Raw genomic sequence first — 17,329 nt, 5'->3', positions numbered from 1 at the left:
AAATATATGACCGATTGGTCATATATGCAAATATTTATGAGATTAATTTTTTAATTATTTGTTTTTAAGATTTTTAGTGAGAGTTAATTTAAGTAAAGACTTTTTGAAATCACTAGACTTAACGCAGTTTTTTCAATTTAATTCGCTCGATTTTTTTTCGTTTTTCATTTCCAAAACCACGATCTAATTTATTAGATTCATTGTTTGTACATTATTCCAAAAGATAAATAAAAGTTACTGATGGAAATCAGATTTTAACAAAAAGTGGCAATATTCATTAGACTTCCTAAAATAAGAAGTTCTGCTCTCGACACGGCCGCGCACACAAATAAAAGTTTTTTAATAGTATACGCAGGCTCCAACCAGCGCAGTATCAGGTGAGACAATCCAAAATAGATATGTATGTCGACATTCCTATGAGCAGAACCTTCTTCTTTAATTTTAAATTTAATCCAAGTTTATTTGAAATGCTTTTAAGCTGATAATTTGAATAGGGTAAATGTATTATCATCATTTTTTTCAAAACATGATTCTAATCATGCTGTTAGATATTTATTTTTTTATTTTTTGCCTAACTTTTATCGATTATATAAAATAATAAAGCTGCAACTTTTTTAGTGTTGCAGCTTTATTGTAAGAAGTATAATGTCTTTTATTTTTCTATTAACTAGAGAAATGTAAACCTTTGTTTTTAAAACTATTATATAATTCTTGTCTCGCCAGACTTATTGTTTCTTCGGTTCTGTAAATACTACACCAAAATTTGATCAGAAGTTTAAATTTTCCGTCAGAAATAGCGCTGTAATAAATCTGAGATGGTTTTGCATTATTTACCATTGGCAGATTAGCAAGTGTTTCGTTTACAACTAAATTGATTTCTTCTGGAACGGTTTCACCAACGATTTCAAAAGTAACTTCAACGAGTTTGAAATTATCAGTATAGGTCCAATTGGTAATGTTTTGAGATAATAAATTACCATTCGGAATAATGATTTCAGCACCGTTTGGCGCATTAATTTTAGTAGTTCTAAGTCCCATAGATTTTACACGGCCAGATTCTGAACTAATTTCAACAACATCACCAATCTGAATCGGTTTATCAAAAATCAAAATGATTCCTGATACAAAGTTGCTGACGATATTTTGAAGACCAAGTCCGACACCGACACCTAAAGCTCCTAATAAAATACTCAATTTGTCTAAAGGCATTCCTGACGCCGCAACCGCAAGCAGATATCCGCTTATTAAAACTACTAATCGGGTAATTAATAATTTTGAATGCTGTCTTTTGTTGACGTTTTCTTCGTTTTCATCATCAATTTCACCAAAGAAATACGCCACATACTTTTGCAATAAATGCGCAACCCAAATAATAATAAAAAAAAGAACAATGTTACCAAGTGTAAATGTGATGCTTCCGATAGTATTTGGATGATTTAATATTTTTTGAAAAGCAGCACGAAGTGATTCCCAAATATTAAGATTTGAAGCAATTACCACAAGCCACATATAGCTGATTACGATAATAAAAGGTTTTTTTAAGGTATCTGATAAATTTTCGAAATCAAACATTTTTTCGATTCCTCTTTTTACTCGCGTAGTATAAATCTGCAAAAGGATAATCTCTAAAATAATTTTTAATAAAACGCTTAAAGCGACAATCTGCGTAAGCGAAATAAATGCTGTAAGGCTTAACATATTGGAAAGAGAAACTCTTCCGAACAAATTAAAAAGAATTGATAAACCATTTAATCCGATAAAAATGATACTTGCCCATTTAAAAAATCCTTTAATGTAAAGTTCTTCTTTTAGGGTTTTAATTTGCACCAAACCATATCGAATTCCTAAAATATTAATTGCAACAAAAGCAAAACGCTGTAATAACCCTATTGTAATAAATAAGTCTAAGAAACAAAGGGCAAAAAACAATCCGAGTAAGAAAAGCCAATTGCGCATAGCAACTTTAGACCATTGATTTTTAAAGAGTACAGTTAAAACTCCAAGCAAAAGAAGCTGCATTAATTCTAAAAATAATGCCGGTGCATATAAATTGGTAACAACAGCGATGTTTAATGCAATTACTAAAACAGGCAGTAAGACACCACGATTTAAATATTTGAAATTTAAAAGAGAAAGACTTTCGCCGTATCCATTTGCTTTTAGATATTTTACGTTTCTGGAGATGTACCAAAACAAAAGTCCCATGAAGAAACACAAAGTGATCAATCCGCCTGCTTTGTAACCTAGATAATAGGCAGCAACATTTTCTTCAATTATAATTTTATTTTTAATGTTGTGTGTCACCTTTTTATTGGCAGCCGAATCTGTGATCTGCCATAAAGTTGGATATTCTTTCTTAAAAATGCTGATTCCAGATTTTTCAAGTTTACTTTCAACTGTAATTAAAGCGCTAGAAACAGCAATTTTTCGCTGTACAGTCAATCGCTTCTTATTGTTTAAAATGGTTTGGTTTTTAGTCATAAGACTATCAGTTCCAACATATCTCTTTCTAAGATCAGCAAATTCTTTCTTGAACTGCTTGCGGCGAATGGTGTCTTTAAGTAAAGTAATTAAAGTTTTGTCTTTACGAAGATCAATTACGCGGGTTTTAATTTTTTCAAGATTAAGATTTCGAGCGTTTATAGCTTTATTCTGTTCTTCTAATTCTTGCTGGATTTCTTGCAGTACAATGCGGTACATCTGCTGGTTGCGCACATTAGGATTGGCGCCTTTTAAACTGGCTAAAATAAGGTTCAGTTTACTTTCTGTACGTTTCATTTCGCCAAAAAGATGATGAGTATCACCTTCAAAATCAATGTCATTGTAAGCAGATTCTAATACTTCTCCTGCTTTTTCGATCGCCATTAGGTAATCGCTGTCTGTTGCTGTGGTGTCGTTAAATAATCTGCCGGAACTTTCTTTTTTGACAGGTTTTTGTTCTTGCGAAAAACTTTGCAGAGAACAGAAAAGAAATAAAAACAGAGCGAAAAAATAAAATGTTCTTTTTTGAAAAATCATAATGTAAATGGCTTATTTAGGGAGATCAAATTTAATTTTTTTTGCAAAACTTTTCGTGAAGAAAAAATTAAATTAGACATTTCAGCACATTTTATCGTCAGATTACGATTATATCTCTCTCAAAGCGATTTCTTGCTTAATTTCTTTTAATGAATTTGAGTTGTCAATTATAATTGAAATCATCGAAAAGGGAATTACAATTAAAGCGCTAAATTCCTTTTTTAGAAATAAAAACACGATAATTAAAAGTAAAAGTATAGAAGCGCCGAGTAGAATATATATCATAAATTGTATTGTTTTCTGTCTTTTTAATAGTTGCTCGGTCGTCATTTCGCTAGGTTTCTTTGTTTTCATTTTATATTTTTACATTAAGTTTTATACAAAATTTAATTAAAAAACATTCCGAAACAATAGGTCAGATTTTCTTGACTACCCAGTAGATTATGGAAGAAACAGAAACTTGTCCAGCACAAAGACTTTTAAAAATGTTATCTGGAAAATGGAAAGCAGAAATTTTTCGTTTAGCAGTAGAATCACCTCTACGATTTAATACTTTGCTGCGACAAATTCAGGGTTCCAACAAACAATCTTTGTCTACCGCTTTGAAAGAATTGGAAGAAGAAGGACTTTTAGAAAAAACGACAATTAAATTAAAGCCTTTGCATATTGAATATTATCTGACAGAGAAAGGAAAAGCTTTGATCCCAGTTTTTGAACAATTGGAAGGATTATCCTAACTGAAATGGAAAAGATTTGCTGTTGTTACTAAAACAAACCTAGTAAATTTAGTTTTGATTATTTTTTAAATTTTACTTTAAATAAAATGCTGTAAATTGCTTATTATCAATTTTATAACATAATGTGATAATGTTTTTTTATTCTTTACTAATCTGAATTACCTCATTTCCAGCAATAGCATAAACTATATCTTCAACATTAGGTTTCAGAAAATACTTTCCAGTAAACTCACCAAAAGCAGGTAAAATCATTTGATTTGGTTTATGAAAAAAGCAGGGAAGTCTAAGACTTTGTAAACCTAAACCACGCAAGAGAATTCCAGGATGAATATGCCCAGAGAAATTAAAAGAATTCTCTTTTTCAGTCGGGTGATGTGTAAAAAAGAAGTGATCAATTTCTAACATTTCAACTACAATTACGCCAATTTTTCTATAATGAACATCATCGATAATATCGTGATTTCCTGTAATTAAATACGTTTCATGATTATTATCTAGAACCCAGTTTTCAAACAAATCCCATTCTGCATTTTTGGTACTGTGGAATAAATCTCCTAAAAAGATAATTTTCTTTGGATTAAAATAATCTAAAACTTCTGTAATTTTTCTGAAATTCTCTGAAATGGCATTTTGCGGAATAGCGATTCCGTGTTTTCTAAAATGCGTCACTTTTCCTAAATGAACATCAGAAATAATTATTGTATTTTTTTCTTCCCAAAAAACAGCTCCATTGCAATGCAATATAAATGTTTCGTTATTGATCTTAATTTTCATAAAGTATTATTTCATGTAAGAAGCGGTCATTTTCTGAATTCTCTCCGCTAATGTTTCACTTGAAAGTTTTTCTCTTAAACGGTCCGTAATTATAGGAAAACTAAACGGAGTAGGTTTAAGACATTGTTTCCAAACTATTTTTTGATTTGCAATTCGTTCCAAAGCCAAAATCAAACGTCCTTCTTCCAGTTGATGTTCGAAGGTCTCACGATACGCTTGATGCAGCAATAAGTTATCAGGCTCAAAATCTCTGAATACTTCAAACAGCAATTGAGAACCACTTTGTAGATGTTTTGTTTTGACCATTTTTCCAGGAAAACCTGTAAAAACCAATCCAGCGATTACAGCAATATCTCGAAATTTTCTTCTTGCCATTTCCGTCGAATTTAAACTTTTCTGCAAATCATGATGTACATATTCTGTTGATAATAGATTGTTATCCAATACCGCTTCAATATCAATTTCCTGATCAGAAAGCAATTCAAATCCGTAATCATTATAAGCCAGAGAAAAACTGATCGATTGCAGTAAACTAATTCTGTAGGCTAATAAACTTGCCAGCGCTTCGTGTACAAAACGTCCTTCAAACGGATAAAATATCGCGTGATAGCCTTCTCGGCTTTTAAAAGTTTCAATCAAAAATTCATTGTTATCAGGAACAATCGATTCTTTTCGCTGTCTATTAAACAATGGCTGGAGCGCTTTTAATTCGGGTGAAAGATTATCAGTATTGGCTCGATATAATTCCTGACGAAGCAATTCACTCATTTGTGCAGATAACGCCATGCGTCCGCCCATCCAGCTGGCAATTTTCGATTCTTTTTTTGGACTGGCTTTTTTGACCAAAACCTGCATATTTCGAATTCGGAATAATTCCAGTTTCTTTCCCGCAAAAATAAAAGTATCGCCAGGTTTCAATTTCGAAATAAACCATTCTTCAATAGTTCCAATATAACCGCCGCTCATATATTTTACATTCAAAACAGCATCGCCTACAATTGTTCCAATCTGCATTCGGTGATGCATTGCAATCATTCGGTTATTAATTTTATAGCGCCCGTCTTCTTCAATTTCTACTTTTTTGAATTCGTCGTAAGCATGAAGGCTCTGACTTCCGTTTGTAATGAAATTGAGTATCCAGTTCCAGTTTTCTTTTGTAATGGTTTGGTAGCTGAATGTTCCCTGTACTTCTTTAAAAATTTCATCTGGAAAGAAACCGTCAGAAACCGCTAAAGTATTGAGATACTGAACCAAAACATCCCAACTGTTTAAATATGGAACACGATCTTCAATTACGCTGTTTTCTACGGCTTTTTTTAAAGCAGAAGCTTCTATAAGTTCAATAGCATGAGTGGCAAGAAAATAAATTACACTTTCTTTTCCTGGCTGATGACCGCTTCGTCCTGCTCTCTGCATAAATCGTGCAACACCTTTTGGGCCGCCCACCTGAATAATAGATTCGACTGGAGCAAAGTCAACTCCCAAATCTAAACTAGAAGTACAAACTACGACTTTTAATTCTTCATTTCGAATGGCATTTTCAACCCATTGTCTGGTTTCTCGATCAATGCTACCGTGATGCATTGCCATTTCGCCAGCAAATTCAGGATATTTTTCTAGTAATCGCTGGTACCAAATTTCGCATGCCGAACGAACATTGGTAAAAATAAGTGTTGTTTTACTAGCTTTTACAATTTTTGCCGCTTCATCAATTAAATGTAAGCCCATATGTCCGCGCCAAGGATAAGTATCCATTTTCTCTGGAATAATCGAAACAACTTTTATTTTTTTATGAATTACAGCTTTGATTAAAACAGAATTATGATACGCTTCAGAATCGACACCGAGCAAAACTTCCTGAGCCTGCTGCAAGTTGCCAATTGTTGCAGAAATTCCCCAAATGCGAATGTTTTTAGCGATTGTTTTGAGTCTCGATAAACCTAATTCTACTTGAACGCCACGCTTTGTTCCCAGCAATTCGTGCCACTCATCAATTACAATTGAGCTGCAATTTTTAAAAGTAGATTCGTATCCTTTTGAGGCTAAAAGCAATTGCAGGCTTTCTGGAGTTGTAATTAATAAATCTGGCATTCTTCCTTTTTGCTTGGCTCTTTCCGCTGCGGAAGTGTCTCCAGAACGGATTCCAACCGTCATTTTAATATCTAAATCATTTATAACTCTTTCTGCAGCTTGTTTGATTTCGACTGATAAAGAGCGCAAGGGCGTAATCCAAATAGCTTTTAAACCAGGAGTTTGTTTCGTTTTATAGTTTGGATTTTCTTTAATATAATTTAAAATAATTGGAAGCCAGAGTGCATACGTTTTTCCGCTTCCGGTTGGAGCGTTTAGCAATCCATTTTTTCCCTGCAGGAAAGCAGTCCATGTCTGAGTTTGAAATGGAAAAGGTTTCCAGCCTTGATTTTCAAACCAATTGCTGGCAATCGTAAATAACTGCTCTCTATTCATTTATGAAATCATATTTTTTAAATCTTCGATCGAATTGGCATCTTCTATTTTTTTATCCTGACGCCATCTTAAAATTCTGGGAAAACGGGTTGCAACACCGCTTTTATGTCTTTTAGAAAGTGCAATTCCTTCAAAACCAATTTCAAATACTAATTTTGGAGTTACACTTCTTACAGGCCCGAATCTTTCTAGAGTATTTTTTTTGATAAAATCGTCTACCATTCTAAATTCAGCGTCAGTTAAACCAGAATACGCTTTCGCGAAAGTGACGAGTTCACGTTCATTGTTTTCATTTTCATGCCATAAGGCAAAAGTATAATCGGTAAACAAATTAGATCTTCGTCCGTGGCCACGCATGGCGTAGGTCAGTACCGCATCTATTGTTAAAGGTTCAATTTTCCATTTCCACCAATCGCCTTTTTTTCGTCCAACTAGATAGGGAGAATTTTTTCGCTTCAGCATTAAACCTTCGCTTCGCATTTCGCGCGATTTTAGTCTTTCAGCTGTTATTTCTTCCCAAGTTGAAAAATTAAGTCTTTCTGATAATTGAAGCGGAATATCTTTTCCGATTAAAGTCGTAAATAATTCTTCTAATAATGTACGGCGTTCTTCATAAGGCAGATTTCGAATATCATTTCCCTGCCATTCCAGTAAATCATAAGCTTTGATGATAACTGGAGTGTTTTTTAAAACAGAAGCTGATACATTTTTTCGTCCAATTCTCGTCTGCAGATCATTAAAAGTACCAATTTGATTATCAATGAAAGGAAGAATCTCGCCATCAATTACAGTTCCATTTGGAATATTTCCGATAAACGAATTGAACTCTGGATATTTATCGGTTACCAATTCTTCTCCTCGGCTCCAGACGTAAATTTCATTATCGCGGATAATAGTTTGAGATCGAATTCCGTCCCATTTATGTTCGGCACTCCAATCTTCTGGATTTCCAAGATTTGAAAGTTCTCCTTCAACTGGATAAGCTAAATAGAACGGATATGGTTTTGATAAATAATCGCTGCTTCTTTCGTCTAAAATTAACTCTTGAAAAGTAATCGTGTTCGGATTCCAGTCTCCCATTAATTTGTACGCTAGGGTATCTTCGTCAATATTCTCAGATTTAGAAAGCGCGCGAGTCATTAATTTCTGACTTAAACCAATTCTAAAACTGCCTGTAATTAACTTTGTGAAAACGAATCTTTCGTAATAATTTAAATTAAGCCAATTGGTTTGTAAATATTCTTTTTTTTCGAAATCGGTTTTCTTTTTTAAAGCTATAATTTCTTGTAGAAATTCAGTCAGACTTTTATCAGAATGTTCTTTTGTAGTCGGAATTACCAATGCAATAGTTTCAGCCAAATCACCTACAATATGATAACTTTCCTCAAACAGCCAAAGCGGAATATTCGCCAGTTCGTTTGCCCACAATCGTAATAAAGTTGTATTAACAGGTCGGGGAGGGCGACGGTGAGAAAGAATAGCTATTGTCCACACTTTATCTTCATCGCTGGCTTTTTGAAAGTAATTCGTTAAAGCATCAACTTTTACCGATGTTTTATTAGAACTATCCAGGGTTTTTATAAGCTCGGCAAAGTTTTTCATAGTTTTTTTGGTTGATGGTTAATGGTTAATGGTTAATGGTTGATGGTTAGTGGTTGATGGTTGATGGTTGATGGTTGATGGTTGATGGTTGATGGTTGATGGTTAATGGTTGATGGTGATAGTTGATGGTTATTGTTAATGCTCTGTATTGGTGATCGATGTTTAGGGTGTGATTTTGAATAAATTGACAACTCACAACTCGCAATTCACAATTCACAATTCACAGCTCAAAACTCCTTTCAGTTTTCTTCAGAATCATTCGTTTCTCCTTCGTATTGTGTGTGGGCGGTTCTTGCATCGTAACCCAATTCTCTTAAATATTTAGAGAATATATCAGAGTATCCGTGGGTGCAGATTACTTTTTCTGCGCCGGTCGCTTGAATGCTTTCTAGTAATCCTGTCCAGTCGCAATGATCACTTAAGACAAATCCGCGGTCCACAGCTCTTCTTCGTCTTGCGCCTCGAAATGCCATCCAGCCGCTTGCTGAACCTGTTACAAAAGGCGTCATCCTTCTAATCCAAGTACTTCCATGCGCGCTTGGAGGTGCGATAACGATACTTCCCAACAAATCTTCTTTTTTAGTTTCAGGCGTTACTCGAATTGTTGCAGGTAAATCAATTAACGGACGAACAACTTCGGTCATATTTTCGATTGCACCATGAGTGTAAATTCTTCCAATATTTGGATCCAAATTTTTTAATAAACGTTGTGCTTTTCCTAACGAATAACCAAATAGAACAGAGGTTTTTCCTTCAGCGCGATTTTCTGCCCACCAATTATTAATATCGGTCATTACATCTGTCTGCGGTTCCCATTTAAAAGCGGGAAGTCCAAATGTACATTCCGTTATAAATGAATGGCATTTTACGACTTCATAAGGGACAGAAATTCCATCGTCTTCTGTTTTGTAATCTCCTGTAAATACCCAAATCTCACCTTTGTATTCTACTCTTATTTGAGCAGAACCAATTATGTGGCCAGCAGGATGAAAAGAGAATTTTACACCGTTTATAGTAAAAGTTTCGTTCCAGTCTTTGCCGGTTACATTAATATCGCCAAGACGATGTTTAATGATAGGTACATTGGTATAATGAGTAATATAATTTTGATGTCCCCACCTTGAATGATCAGAGTGACCGTGTGTGATAATAGCATTTTTAACGGGGCGCCAAGGGTCAAGATAAACATCTGCCTGCTGACAGTAAATGCCTTTATCATTAAATTGTAATAATGGTGGATTCATCTTTATAATTTTAATAATTAGATAATTTGATAATTTGATAATTAGAAAATTACAATTTATGTACTTGCAGCAATAATAAGATAAGCAATGAGAGAAATACTCAAAACAAAAAGCATCATTGTTATAAACGTCAGCATTGCAGTTGAATATTGGTATTTGCCCTGTTTCAATAATTTGACAGTTTTAGTGTAGCGCAAATAAGATAGAAGAATCGTTAAAGCGCCTGCAATCAATAATCCAATTCCTAAATAGATAGTAAAATTACTATTTGGAGGTACAGTTTCTGCTAAATATTTAGCCGGAAGCTGTTTTAAAAACAATGAAAATTTTACCGCTACAAAACCAAAAACCATTATGCCAATTCCAGTACGAAGCCACGCTAACAAAGTTCTTTCGTTAGACAAATATTCATTCATTATTTCTTGATCATTTTTTGGCGACATAATTTACTAAAGGTTTTTTAATTTTCAAGATTTTTATAAGGAGGATTAGAGTATTTTTCGTCTTCATGATCCAAATTATAACTATCATACGGATTTGATTGATCATAAGTTGAAAATGAAGTATTATCTTCAGCTAGATTTAATCCGCTTTCTATAATTTCATAACTATCTTCAGAAAACTGATCACATTTATTTCTATAAGTAGTATCAGGATTTTGGCCAGTTGTGAATTCTTCATCCATTGCCTCATTTTCATGAGCTGTATCAATATGATCTGGTCTACTGCATATGAAGTGATTTTTCGCAGCAATGCTGTTGTCGGCATTTGTTTTCATAGCTGTTATTTTAAATTAATAAACATTCAACTTTTGCATATATACAAATTTGAAAATTAGTTATTTAAAAAAATTATAGGATTTAATTTTAATCTTACATGATTGTTTGCTTTTTATTTTATAAGATTCGAATTTAATTCTATAAAAAAATCAATCGCCTATTTTGCAACTTTGTATATCAATAATTTAAAAAATTATATTATCATGGAAACTTCAAGAAAAGATTCGAAATCTGGAATGAAAGATTCTGGAAATACTCAAAAATCATCAACTGGTTCTAGAGGAAAAAGCACTACAACAAAATCAACAGATTCAAAAGGTAGAGGTAGTCATTAATTTTTAGTTTGAAATAAACTAAATAATAAAAGCGTGCTGTTTAAATATAGACAGCACGCTTTTACGTTTTTTTAAATGTTTCTTTTATTTGAGAATTTCTTCAATAGTTTTTATAAAGGTTTCTACAGGCTGTGCTCCAGAAACTGCGTATTTGCGGTCGAAAACAAAAAACGGAACTCCTTGAACTCCAATTTCACCAGCTTCTTTAATATCTGCTTGTACTTCTTTTATAAATAAATTATCGCTTTCAAGTACTTCTCTAATTTCATTTTCTTCCAAACCCGCTTCAATTCCTAATTGAATTAAAGTAGGACCGTTGTTTAAATCTTTTCCATCAGTGAAATAAGCTTTGAAGAAAATTTCTTCCATACGATCGCCAATATTTTTAGTTTTAGCCAATTGAATGATTCGGTGGGCGTTTAATGAATTTGATATAACGGCTTTGTCAAAATTATATTCTAAACCAACACTTTTAGCGCGTTCAACGACTCCTTTGTGCATTTCTTTAGATTGTTCGATTGACATGCCTTTTCTCTCAGCTAAAAACGTGTAAACGTCCATATTTGGCTGAGAAGTAATAGTTGGATCCAATTGAAAGCTTTTCCATTCAATTTCAAAATCATTATTTGGGAACACAGCAAGCGCTGTTTCCAACTGTCTTTTTCCGATATAACAAAACGGACACATGATGTCCGACCAAATTTCTATTTTCATTTTACAAAGTTACAGAAAATTTTGTTTCAGGTTTTCAAGTTTCACGTTTCAGGTTTAAAGTTTAACCGCAAAGGTCGCAGAGGTTTTTCGCAAAGGTCGCAAAGTTATCATAGAGCTTTGCGAACTTTTTGCGTTTGTAGACATATAAAGCTTAGAAAAAAAAACTTAGCGAACTTTGCGGTTAAAAAACATACAGCATATGTGCCAACCTGAAACATGAAACCTGAAACAAAACCAACCAAACCTTAAAATAAAAAACCGCAACTCTTTATAGGAATTGCGGTTTCTAGGTATAAAAAATGGTTGGTTAATAGCGATATCTTTTTTTTTACAATGATAGATCTTTAATCTGAAACTAAAAAATATCCCTGTAACAGAAAGAAACTTTAATGTTAACTATTTAACATTACAGGCATTACAAGCATAGTAACTGTTTCTCCCTCTTCTAAACCATCTACAGGCGTTAAAATACCTGCTCTATTTGGTAATGACATTTCAAGCATAATCATGTCAGATTGCAGGTTTGTCAGCATCTCAGTTAAGAAACGAGAGTTGAAACCAATTTGTAAATCATCTCCTTGATAATCACAAGTCAATCTTTCTTCTGCTTTGTTTGAGTAATCAATATCTTCTGCCGAAACATTCAATTCAGCTCCAGCAATTTTTAAACGAATTTGGTGTGTAGTTTTATTAGAGAAAATCGCAACACGCTTAACTGAACTTAAGAATAAAGAACGGTCAATCATTAATTTGTTTGGATTTTCTTTTGGAATAACTGCTTCGTAATTAGGATATTTTCCGTCGATTAGACGACACATTAAGATATAATTGTCAAATGAGAAAGTCGCATTTGAATCGTTGTATTCAATTTTTACTTCAGCATCAGAAGTTCCTAAAATACTTTTTAAGATATTCAAAGGTTTCTTCGGCATAATAAAATCTGCTACTTGAGAGGCTTTTACATCTGTACGAGCATATTTTACTAATTTGTGCGCATCAGTTGCTACGAAAATTAATCCTTCAGGTGAAAACTGGAAGAAAACTCCAGACATTACCGGACGTAAATCGTCGTTTCCAGCAGCAAAAATAGTTTTACTTACCGCAGTTGCCAAAACTTCTGCAGGAACAAGTGTTACAGACGGATCTTCTAAACTTACCGCTTTAGGAAATTCTTCTCCAGCCGCATAAGCCAATGCATATTTACCAGAATTTGAACTAATTTCTACTGTATTGTTATCCTCAACAGTAAAAGTTAATGGCTGTTCTGGGAAAGTTTTTAAAATTTCAAGCAAAAGTTTAGCTGGTACAGCTACGCTTCCTTTACTTGTAGAATCGATCGATAATGTAGCCGACATTGTCGTTTCAAGATCTGAAGCCGAAACTGTTAACTCATTATTGTTTAGTTCAAATAAAAAGTTGTCTAAAATTGGCAACGTGTTGTTGCTATTGATTACACTACCTAAAACTTGTAATTGTTTTAATAAGTACGAACTCGATACTATAAATTTCATCTGTTTTATTTTATTTTTTGATGGATCTTTTAGCAAATAAAGGGCTAAATATACGGATTACAAATATATCTTAAACAATCCAAAGTATTACATTTTTTTATTAACATCTACTTACTGTACCTTCTTTTTCTGATAAAGGTAAAGGCAAGTCCAAAAACTAATAAAATTAGAATTGGAACTCCGATAGTTATGAATTGGGTCATAGTGTAGCTTTCGTAAACTTTTTCTTTATCTAATAAAGGCAGCTCCACATCTTTACTTCTAATGTTAATAAGTCCAGTATCATCCAGCAGATAATTGATGCAATTCATGATAAAGTCTTTATTGTCGTAAAGATTTCCAGTTCTTTGATCGTAACCTAATTCTACAGGCATTCTGTTTTTGTCTAATTGATTTCTTGCCAAGTCTCCGTCAGCAATAACAATCATTTTATTTGGTTTTCCTTTTGCGGTAAAAGAATTGTCTTTAAATGGCAATACTCTATTTTCAAAAGCAGAATGAAAAGATCCTTCTAATAATACGGCAAGAGGTAAGTTTCCTTTATTCAAATACTCTTCTGGAGTAGATTTTTCGGTTACCATATTCAGATTGATTTCTGCGGGCGAACCAATGGTTTTAGAATATTGAGAAGACTGCAGTAAAACAGTTTTTTTAATTCCATTTTTTAAGGTGTCAATTGGGCTTGCAAAATCGAATTTAATGCCACCAAGATTTTTCACGATAGGATGCTGGCTTGCTGGGTAAACCTGAGGTGCGAATTTCCAGACAAAATCCTGATATTGAGTTGCACTTCCTTGTTCGCCGGTTGCCAGTTTTATTGGGCTTCCCTGTTCATCTTTTATCAAATCAGGATTAATTCTGAACCCGTATTTAAAGAACATATCGTTCAAATTTAAATCTCTCGGATATGCTAAAGTGGCGCCCATATCATTATACAAACTATCCATATCGGCAGCAACTTGGTCAATTAACCAAATTGTTTTTCCTCCGTTCATTATAAACTGATCTAGAACTTCTTTTTCTTCGTCAGTGAATTTTTCTGTTGGTTTTGAGATAATGGCTAAATCGTATTTTTTTAGCGCATTTAAAGTTCCATTTGGATCTTTTGCAACAGAATCTAATGTAAAAGGTCCAATGAAATAACTTTCTCTAATCTGCAGCAGCATTTTAGCAATATGAATTTCTTTCAATTCACCGTTACCTCTTATAATTGCAACTTTTTTCTGTTTGTTTTTAGTAATTTTATTGATGGCATCTGCGATAGAATATTCTAAATGCTGAATAGATCCCATTACTTTTTGTGTAGTCGAAGCACCCATTATATTTTTCAATAATGGAATATTAACTTCTTTTCCGTTATAAACTGCGATTGCCCAAGGAAAAACCATTGCTTGAGATTGTTTTCCTTTATCGTCAACTGTTATGTTTACTGGCGTTAATCCTTTTTTGAAAAGTGATTTTGTAAGTTCGTCACTTTCTTCTTCATTTTCTAAAGGATCGACAAATTCGAAAACAATATTTTTATTATACGCTTGAAATTCTTCTAGTAATTGTTTGGTTTCCTGCTGCAAACGTTTAAAATCTGCTGGAAGATCGCCAGCCATATAAATTTTTATAGAAAGCGGATTCTCAACTTGTTTTACAATTCCTAATGAAGTTGGAGATAAAGTATAACGTTTGTCTTTCGTTAAATCAAAACGCTGGAAAAATAGGGTACCAAGTACATTTAAAACAACTAAAATGAATATAGTAATGCCTAATGTTTTTAAATTCTGCTTTGTAGATGCTTTCATTACGCTTTATAAGATTTTAATTGGTAAACAGTAAAAGATAGAAAAGCGATTGTAATGCTTAAAAAATAAATAACATCGCGTGTATCAATAACACCGCGGCTCATGCTTTTAAAGTGATTCTGCATTCCTAAAACTGCAACAATATTGTTTGAACCAGGAATTAAAGAACTTAAACCTTCAAAACCAAAATACAAGAAAAAGCATAAGAAAACAGCAATAATAAAAGCTACAATCTGATTTTCTGAAAGGGTAGAAGTGAAGATCCCGATTGCTGAATAAGAAGCGATTAAAAATAACAATCCGAAGTAAGAACCAATTGTGCTTCCCATATCAATGTTACCTTCTGGCAAACCTAAATCTGAAATTACTTTTACATAAATAAGTGTCGGAACAATTGCCAAAATAATCAAAAGAAAAGAGCCGAAAAATTTTCCGTTTACAATTTCCCAGATTGATAAAGGTTTTGTCAGTAACAATTCTAAAGTACCTTGTTTCTTTTCGTCAGAGAAACTTCTCATAGTTACGGCTGGAATTAAGAAAATTAGAATCCAAGGCGCTAAAGTAAAAAATGGAGTTAAATCGGCATAACCTGTATTTAGAATATTGTAATCTCCTTCAAAAACCCATAAAAATAGTCCGCTGCTGATTAAAAAAATCGCAATGACCAAATAGCCGATAGGAGAGCCAAAAAAAGATTTTATTTCTCTTAAAATGATTGATTTCATTCGTGTTTTGTTTTTATTGTTTCATGTTTAAGGTTTCAAGTTGCCTGCTTAACGTGAAACTTGAAACTTTAAACTATTTTAAACTAACCAATTTATCCAAGCTCCAAGCTTCTGGCTTTGCATTGAATAATTTTTTTGTAAAATCCCAAACCGTATTAAAAAGCTCAGAATTCCTATAATTTTCCAAATCAGCTTCGGTTTCCCAATAACTGTAAGTGAAAAAGAGGCATTTATCATTTTTATCCTGATACAATTCTAAAAAACGATTTCCCTCAGCATTTCTTATTTTTTCTTTCACGGATTCAAAATTCTCCAGAAAATCAGGAACTTTTTCTTCATGAAAACTCATTTTTACTATTCTGACAAACATGTTGTTATTTTAAATTTGATAGTTCAAATTTTAGATTTTTTTAAATTGTCTAAAGTCTTACAGGTGCGCAAAAATACCAAATTTGATTGTTGTTTTTATAAAAAAATAAAATTCCAATAGAGAAATTCCAAATTCCAAACTTTAGAGTTTCCTTAATCTAAAATCTATCCCGTCCTGAGGTTTCGGGATCGGGACTAAAATCTAAAATTATTTACGAAAACTTAATCGTAATCACATCACGATAATTCAATCCTAATAAGCTATTGGCAGAACCTACTTTAGAAGGATTACTTCTAAATATTGCGATTTCAAGAAAACCAGCTTCATTAAAAATAGCCAGTTTCTCTCCTTCATACGTTTTAATCGGATATTTATCAGAAGTTGCAATAGCCGAATAATTAGGTAAAATCGTTTTGATATTTTTAGGTTTCATTACAATTTCATACTGGCGTCCACGTGAAACTTCTAAGAATTGTTTCTTTGAAATATTAGTGACAACGTTTCCAAAATGATCAATATAAATTATATAGCCTTTTAACGAGTTTCCATCGTCGGCAACAATAGCTTGAAGTTCAGTTGCTTCTTTTATTGAGGTGATTTCTTTTCCAATTACATTCAATAAACCGCCTTTTGATAAATGAGAAGCCACTTGAATAAAGATATCCATATCCGTTGACTCTATCGGGAAACGATCATGAATATTTATCGCAACAATTTTTTGCGGTACGATCTTCTGCGTAAGCATGCTCAAAATTCCGTTATCGGCACAAATAAAATAGTGGTCATTCCACTGCATGGCGATATGCTGGTTCTCTTTATTACGTTCAATATCGACGCCAATAAGGTGTACAGTTCCTTTCGGGAAGCTTAAATAAGAGGCGCCAATTACATAACTGGCTTCTGCAGTATTAAAGGGATCAATGTCATGAGAAATGTCAATTATTTGAACCTCTGGATTTTCAGAAAGTATTTTACCCTTCAGCGACCCCACAAAGTGATCTTTTAAGCCGTAGTCTGTAGTAAGGGTAATTATTGACATCATTTTGTTTATAACTATTGATAGTATTTAAATCTAATTTTCATTAAATTTGAGAAATGCAAAGCTAATAATAGTAAACACAAATTGAAAGAAAGAAAAGACAAATTGTGATTTTAAAAATTAACTTGCTGTTATAGAAGTCTCTGTGGGAATGCAGGTCCAAGTTTCTACAAAAATGGAAAACTGAAACTGCAGCTGGAAACTGAGACTAATAAAAAAGAC

General features: G+C 33.1%; 15 protein-coding genes. 2 read left to right on the top strand and 13 right to left on the bottom strand.

Features of this window, described 5'->3' with window-relative positions; all coding sequences use genetic code 11:
* Positions 1–663: 663 nt before the first annotated feature.
* Entirely contained in the window at positions 664–3,018 is a 2,355-nt protein-coding gene (locus EDB96_RS20815) for a mechanosensitive ion channel family protein (protein ID WP_134142887.1), read from the bottom strand.
* Positions 3,019–3,461: 443 nt separating this feature from the next.
* On the opposite strand from EDB96_RS20815, the gene EDB96_RS20810 reads away from it, so the two are divergent.
* Positions 3,462–3,755, top strand: coding sequence for a winged helix-turn-helix transcriptional regulator (locus EDB96_RS20810; RefSeq protein WP_134142886.1), 294 nt, complete (start codon positions 3,462–3,464; stop codon positions 3,753–3,755).
* Between the two features lie 138 nt (positions 3,756–3,893).
* Here the strand turns inward: EDB96_RS20810 and pdeM are convergent, their stop codons facing one another.
* The 6 genes from pdeM to EDB96_RS20780 all read right to left on the bottom strand — a co-directional run bounded on the left by pdeM (position 3,894) and on the right by EDB96_RS20780 (position 10,619).
* Complete coding sequence (gene pdeM, locus EDB96_RS20805; protein WP_134142884.1) at positions 3,894–4,529, bottom strand: ligase-associated DNA damage response endonuclease PdeM; 636 nt, start codon at positions 4,527–4,529, stop codon at positions 3,894–3,896.
* Between the two features lie 6 nt (positions 4,530–4,535).
* The gene (locus EDB96_RS20800) at positions 4,536–6,995 is read right to left on the bottom strand and encodes a ligase-associated DNA damage response DEXH box helicase (RefSeq protein ID WP_134142883.1); all 2,460 of its coding nucleotides are present in this window, start codon (positions 6,993–6,995) and stop codon (positions 4,536–4,538) included.
* A complete protein-coding gene (locus EDB96_RS20795; protein ID WP_134142882.1) occupies positions 6,996–8,597 on the bottom strand; it encodes an ATP-dependent DNA ligase in 1,602 nt (533 codons plus the stop codon).
* A gap of 239 nt (positions 8,598–8,836) precedes the next feature.
* Positions 8,837–9,841 (bottom strand): ligase-associated DNA damage response exonuclease, encoded by a 1,005-nt coding sequence (locus EDB96_RS20790; protein ID WP_134142880.1) that lies wholly within the window; start codon positions 9,839–9,841, stop codon positions 8,837–8,839.
* 56 nt (positions 9,842–9,897) lie between these two features.
* Entirely contained in the window at positions 9,898–10,284 is a 387-nt protein-coding gene (locus EDB96_RS20785; protein WP_057115018.1) for a YidH family protein, read from the bottom strand.
* A 17-nt stretch (positions 10,285–10,301) separates the two neighbouring features.
* On the bottom strand, positions 10,302–10,619 hold the full coding sequence (locus tag EDB96_RS20780; RefSeq protein ID WP_057115019.1) for a hypothetical protein: 318 nt from the start codon (positions 10,617–10,619) through the stop codon (positions 10,302–10,304).
* Positions 10,620–10,823: 204 nt separating this feature from the next.
* Between EDB96_RS20780 and EDB96_RS21280 the strand changes: the two genes are divergently transcribed.
* Complete coding sequence (locus tag EDB96_RS21280) at positions 10,824–10,955, top strand: hypothetical protein (protein ID WP_262712692.1); 132 nt, start codon at positions 10,824–10,826, stop codon at positions 10,953–10,955.
* Between the two features lie 84 nt (positions 10,956–11,039).
* Here the strand turns inward: EDB96_RS21280 and EDB96_RS20775 are convergent, their stop codons facing one another.
* The 6 genes from EDB96_RS20775 to EDB96_RS20750 all read right to left on the bottom strand — a co-directional run bounded on the left by EDB96_RS20775 (position 11,040) and on the right by EDB96_RS20750 (position 17,107).
* A complete protein-coding gene (locus tag EDB96_RS20775; protein WP_057115021.1) occupies positions 11,040–11,669 on the bottom strand; it encodes a DsbA family protein in 630 nt (209 codons plus the stop codon).
* A gap of 392 nt (positions 11,670–12,061) precedes the next feature.
* Positions 12,062–13,180: a DNA polymerase III subunit beta gene (dnaN, locus tag EDB96_RS20770; RefSeq protein ID WP_008469033.1), complete on the bottom strand. Its 1,119-nt coding sequence runs from the start codon at positions 13,178–13,180 to the stop codon at positions 12,062–12,064.
* Positions 13,181–13,287: 107 nt separating this feature from the next.
* Entirely contained in the window at positions 13,288–14,973 is a 1,686-nt protein-coding gene (gene gldG / locus EDB96_RS20765; protein WP_057115022.1) for a gliding motility-associated ABC transporter substrate-binding protein GldG, read from the bottom strand.
* The gene (gene gldF / locus EDB96_RS20760; RefSeq protein ID WP_134142879.1) at positions 14,973–15,698 is read right to left on the bottom strand and encodes a gliding motility-associated ABC transporter permease subunit GldF; all 726 of its coding nucleotides are present in this window, start codon (positions 15,696–15,698) and stop codon (positions 14,973–14,975) included. The genes gldG and gldF overlap by 1 nt, the downstream gene beginning before the upstream one ends.
* A 73-nt stretch (positions 15,699–15,771) precedes the next feature.
* A complete protein-coding gene (locus EDB96_RS20755; protein ID WP_134142878.1) occupies positions 15,772–16,068 on the bottom strand; it encodes a putative quinol monooxygenase in 297 nt (98 codons plus the stop codon).
* A 211-nt stretch (positions 16,069–16,279) separates the two neighbouring features.
* Positions 16,280–17,107: an S-adenosyl-l-methionine hydroxide adenosyltransferase family protein gene (locus EDB96_RS20750; RefSeq protein ID WP_057115025.1), complete on the bottom strand. Its 828-nt coding sequence runs from the start codon at positions 17,105–17,107 to the stop codon at positions 16,280–16,282.
* Positions 17,108–17,329: the final 222 nt, after the last annotated feature.

The organism is Flavobacterium sp. S87F.05.LMB.W.Kidney.N (assembly GCF_004366435.1).
In the GTDB taxonomy this organism is placed as follows: Bacteria; Bacteroidota; Bacteroidia; order Flavobacteriales; family Flavobacteriaceae; genus Flavobacterium.
Note: the sequence above shows the minus strand (reverse complement) of the source record. Positions and strands in the feature narration are given on the sequence as shown.

Coding starts and splice junctions, on each gene's coding strand:
- EDB96_RS20815 (WP_134142887.1), bottom strand. CDS start 3,018: ATGATTTTTCAAAAAAGAACATTTTATTTTTTCGCTCTGTTTTTATTT.
- EDB96_RS20810 (WP_134142886.1), top strand. CDS start 3,462: ATGGAAGAAACAGAAACTTGTCCAGCACAAAGACTTTTAAAAATGTTA.
- pdeM (WP_134142884.1), bottom strand. CDS start 4,529: ATGAAAATTAAGATCAATAACGAAACATTTATATTGCATTGCAATGGA.
- EDB96_RS20800 (WP_134142883.1), bottom strand. CDS start 6,995: ATGAATAGAGAGCAGTTATTTACGATTGCCAGCAATTGGTTTGAAAAT.
- EDB96_RS20795 (WP_134142882.1), bottom strand. CDS start 8,597: ATGAAAAACTTTGCCGAGCTTATAAAAACCCTGGATAGTTCTAATAAA.
- EDB96_RS20790 (WP_134142880.1), bottom strand. CDS start 9,841: ATGAATCCACCATTATTACAATTTAATGATAAAGGCATTTACTGTCAG.
- EDB96_RS20785 (WP_057115018.1), bottom strand. CDS start 10,284: ATGTCGCCAAAAAATGATCAAGAAATAATGAATGAATATTTGTCTAAC.
- EDB96_RS20780 (WP_057115019.1), bottom strand. CDS start 10,619: ATGAAAACAAATGCCGACAACAGCATTGCTGCGAAAAATCACTTCATA.
- EDB96_RS21280 (WP_262712692.1), top strand. CDS start 10,824: ATGGAAACTTCAAGAAAAGATTCGAAATCTGGAATGAAAGATTCTGGA.
- EDB96_RS20775 (WP_057115021.1), bottom strand. CDS start 11,669: ATGAAAATAGAAATTTGGTCGGACATCATGTGTCCGTTTTGTTATATC.
- dnaN (WP_008469033.1), bottom strand. CDS start 13,180: ATGAAATTTATAGTATCGAGTTCGTACTTATTAAAACAATTACAAGTT.
- gldG (WP_057115022.1), bottom strand. CDS start 14,973: ATGAAAGCATCTACAAAGCAGAATTTAAAAACATTAGGCATTACTATA.
- gldF (WP_134142879.1), bottom strand. CDS start 15,698: ATGAAATCAATCATTTTAAGAGAAATAAAATCTTTTTTTGGCTCTCCT.
- EDB96_RS20755 (WP_134142878.1), bottom strand. CDS start 16,068: ATGTTTGTCAGAATAGTAAAAATGAGTTTTCATGAAGAAAAAGTTCCT.
- EDB96_RS20750 (WP_057115025.1), bottom strand. CDS start 17,107: ATGTCAATAATTACCCTTACTACAGACTACGGCTTAAAAGATCACTTT.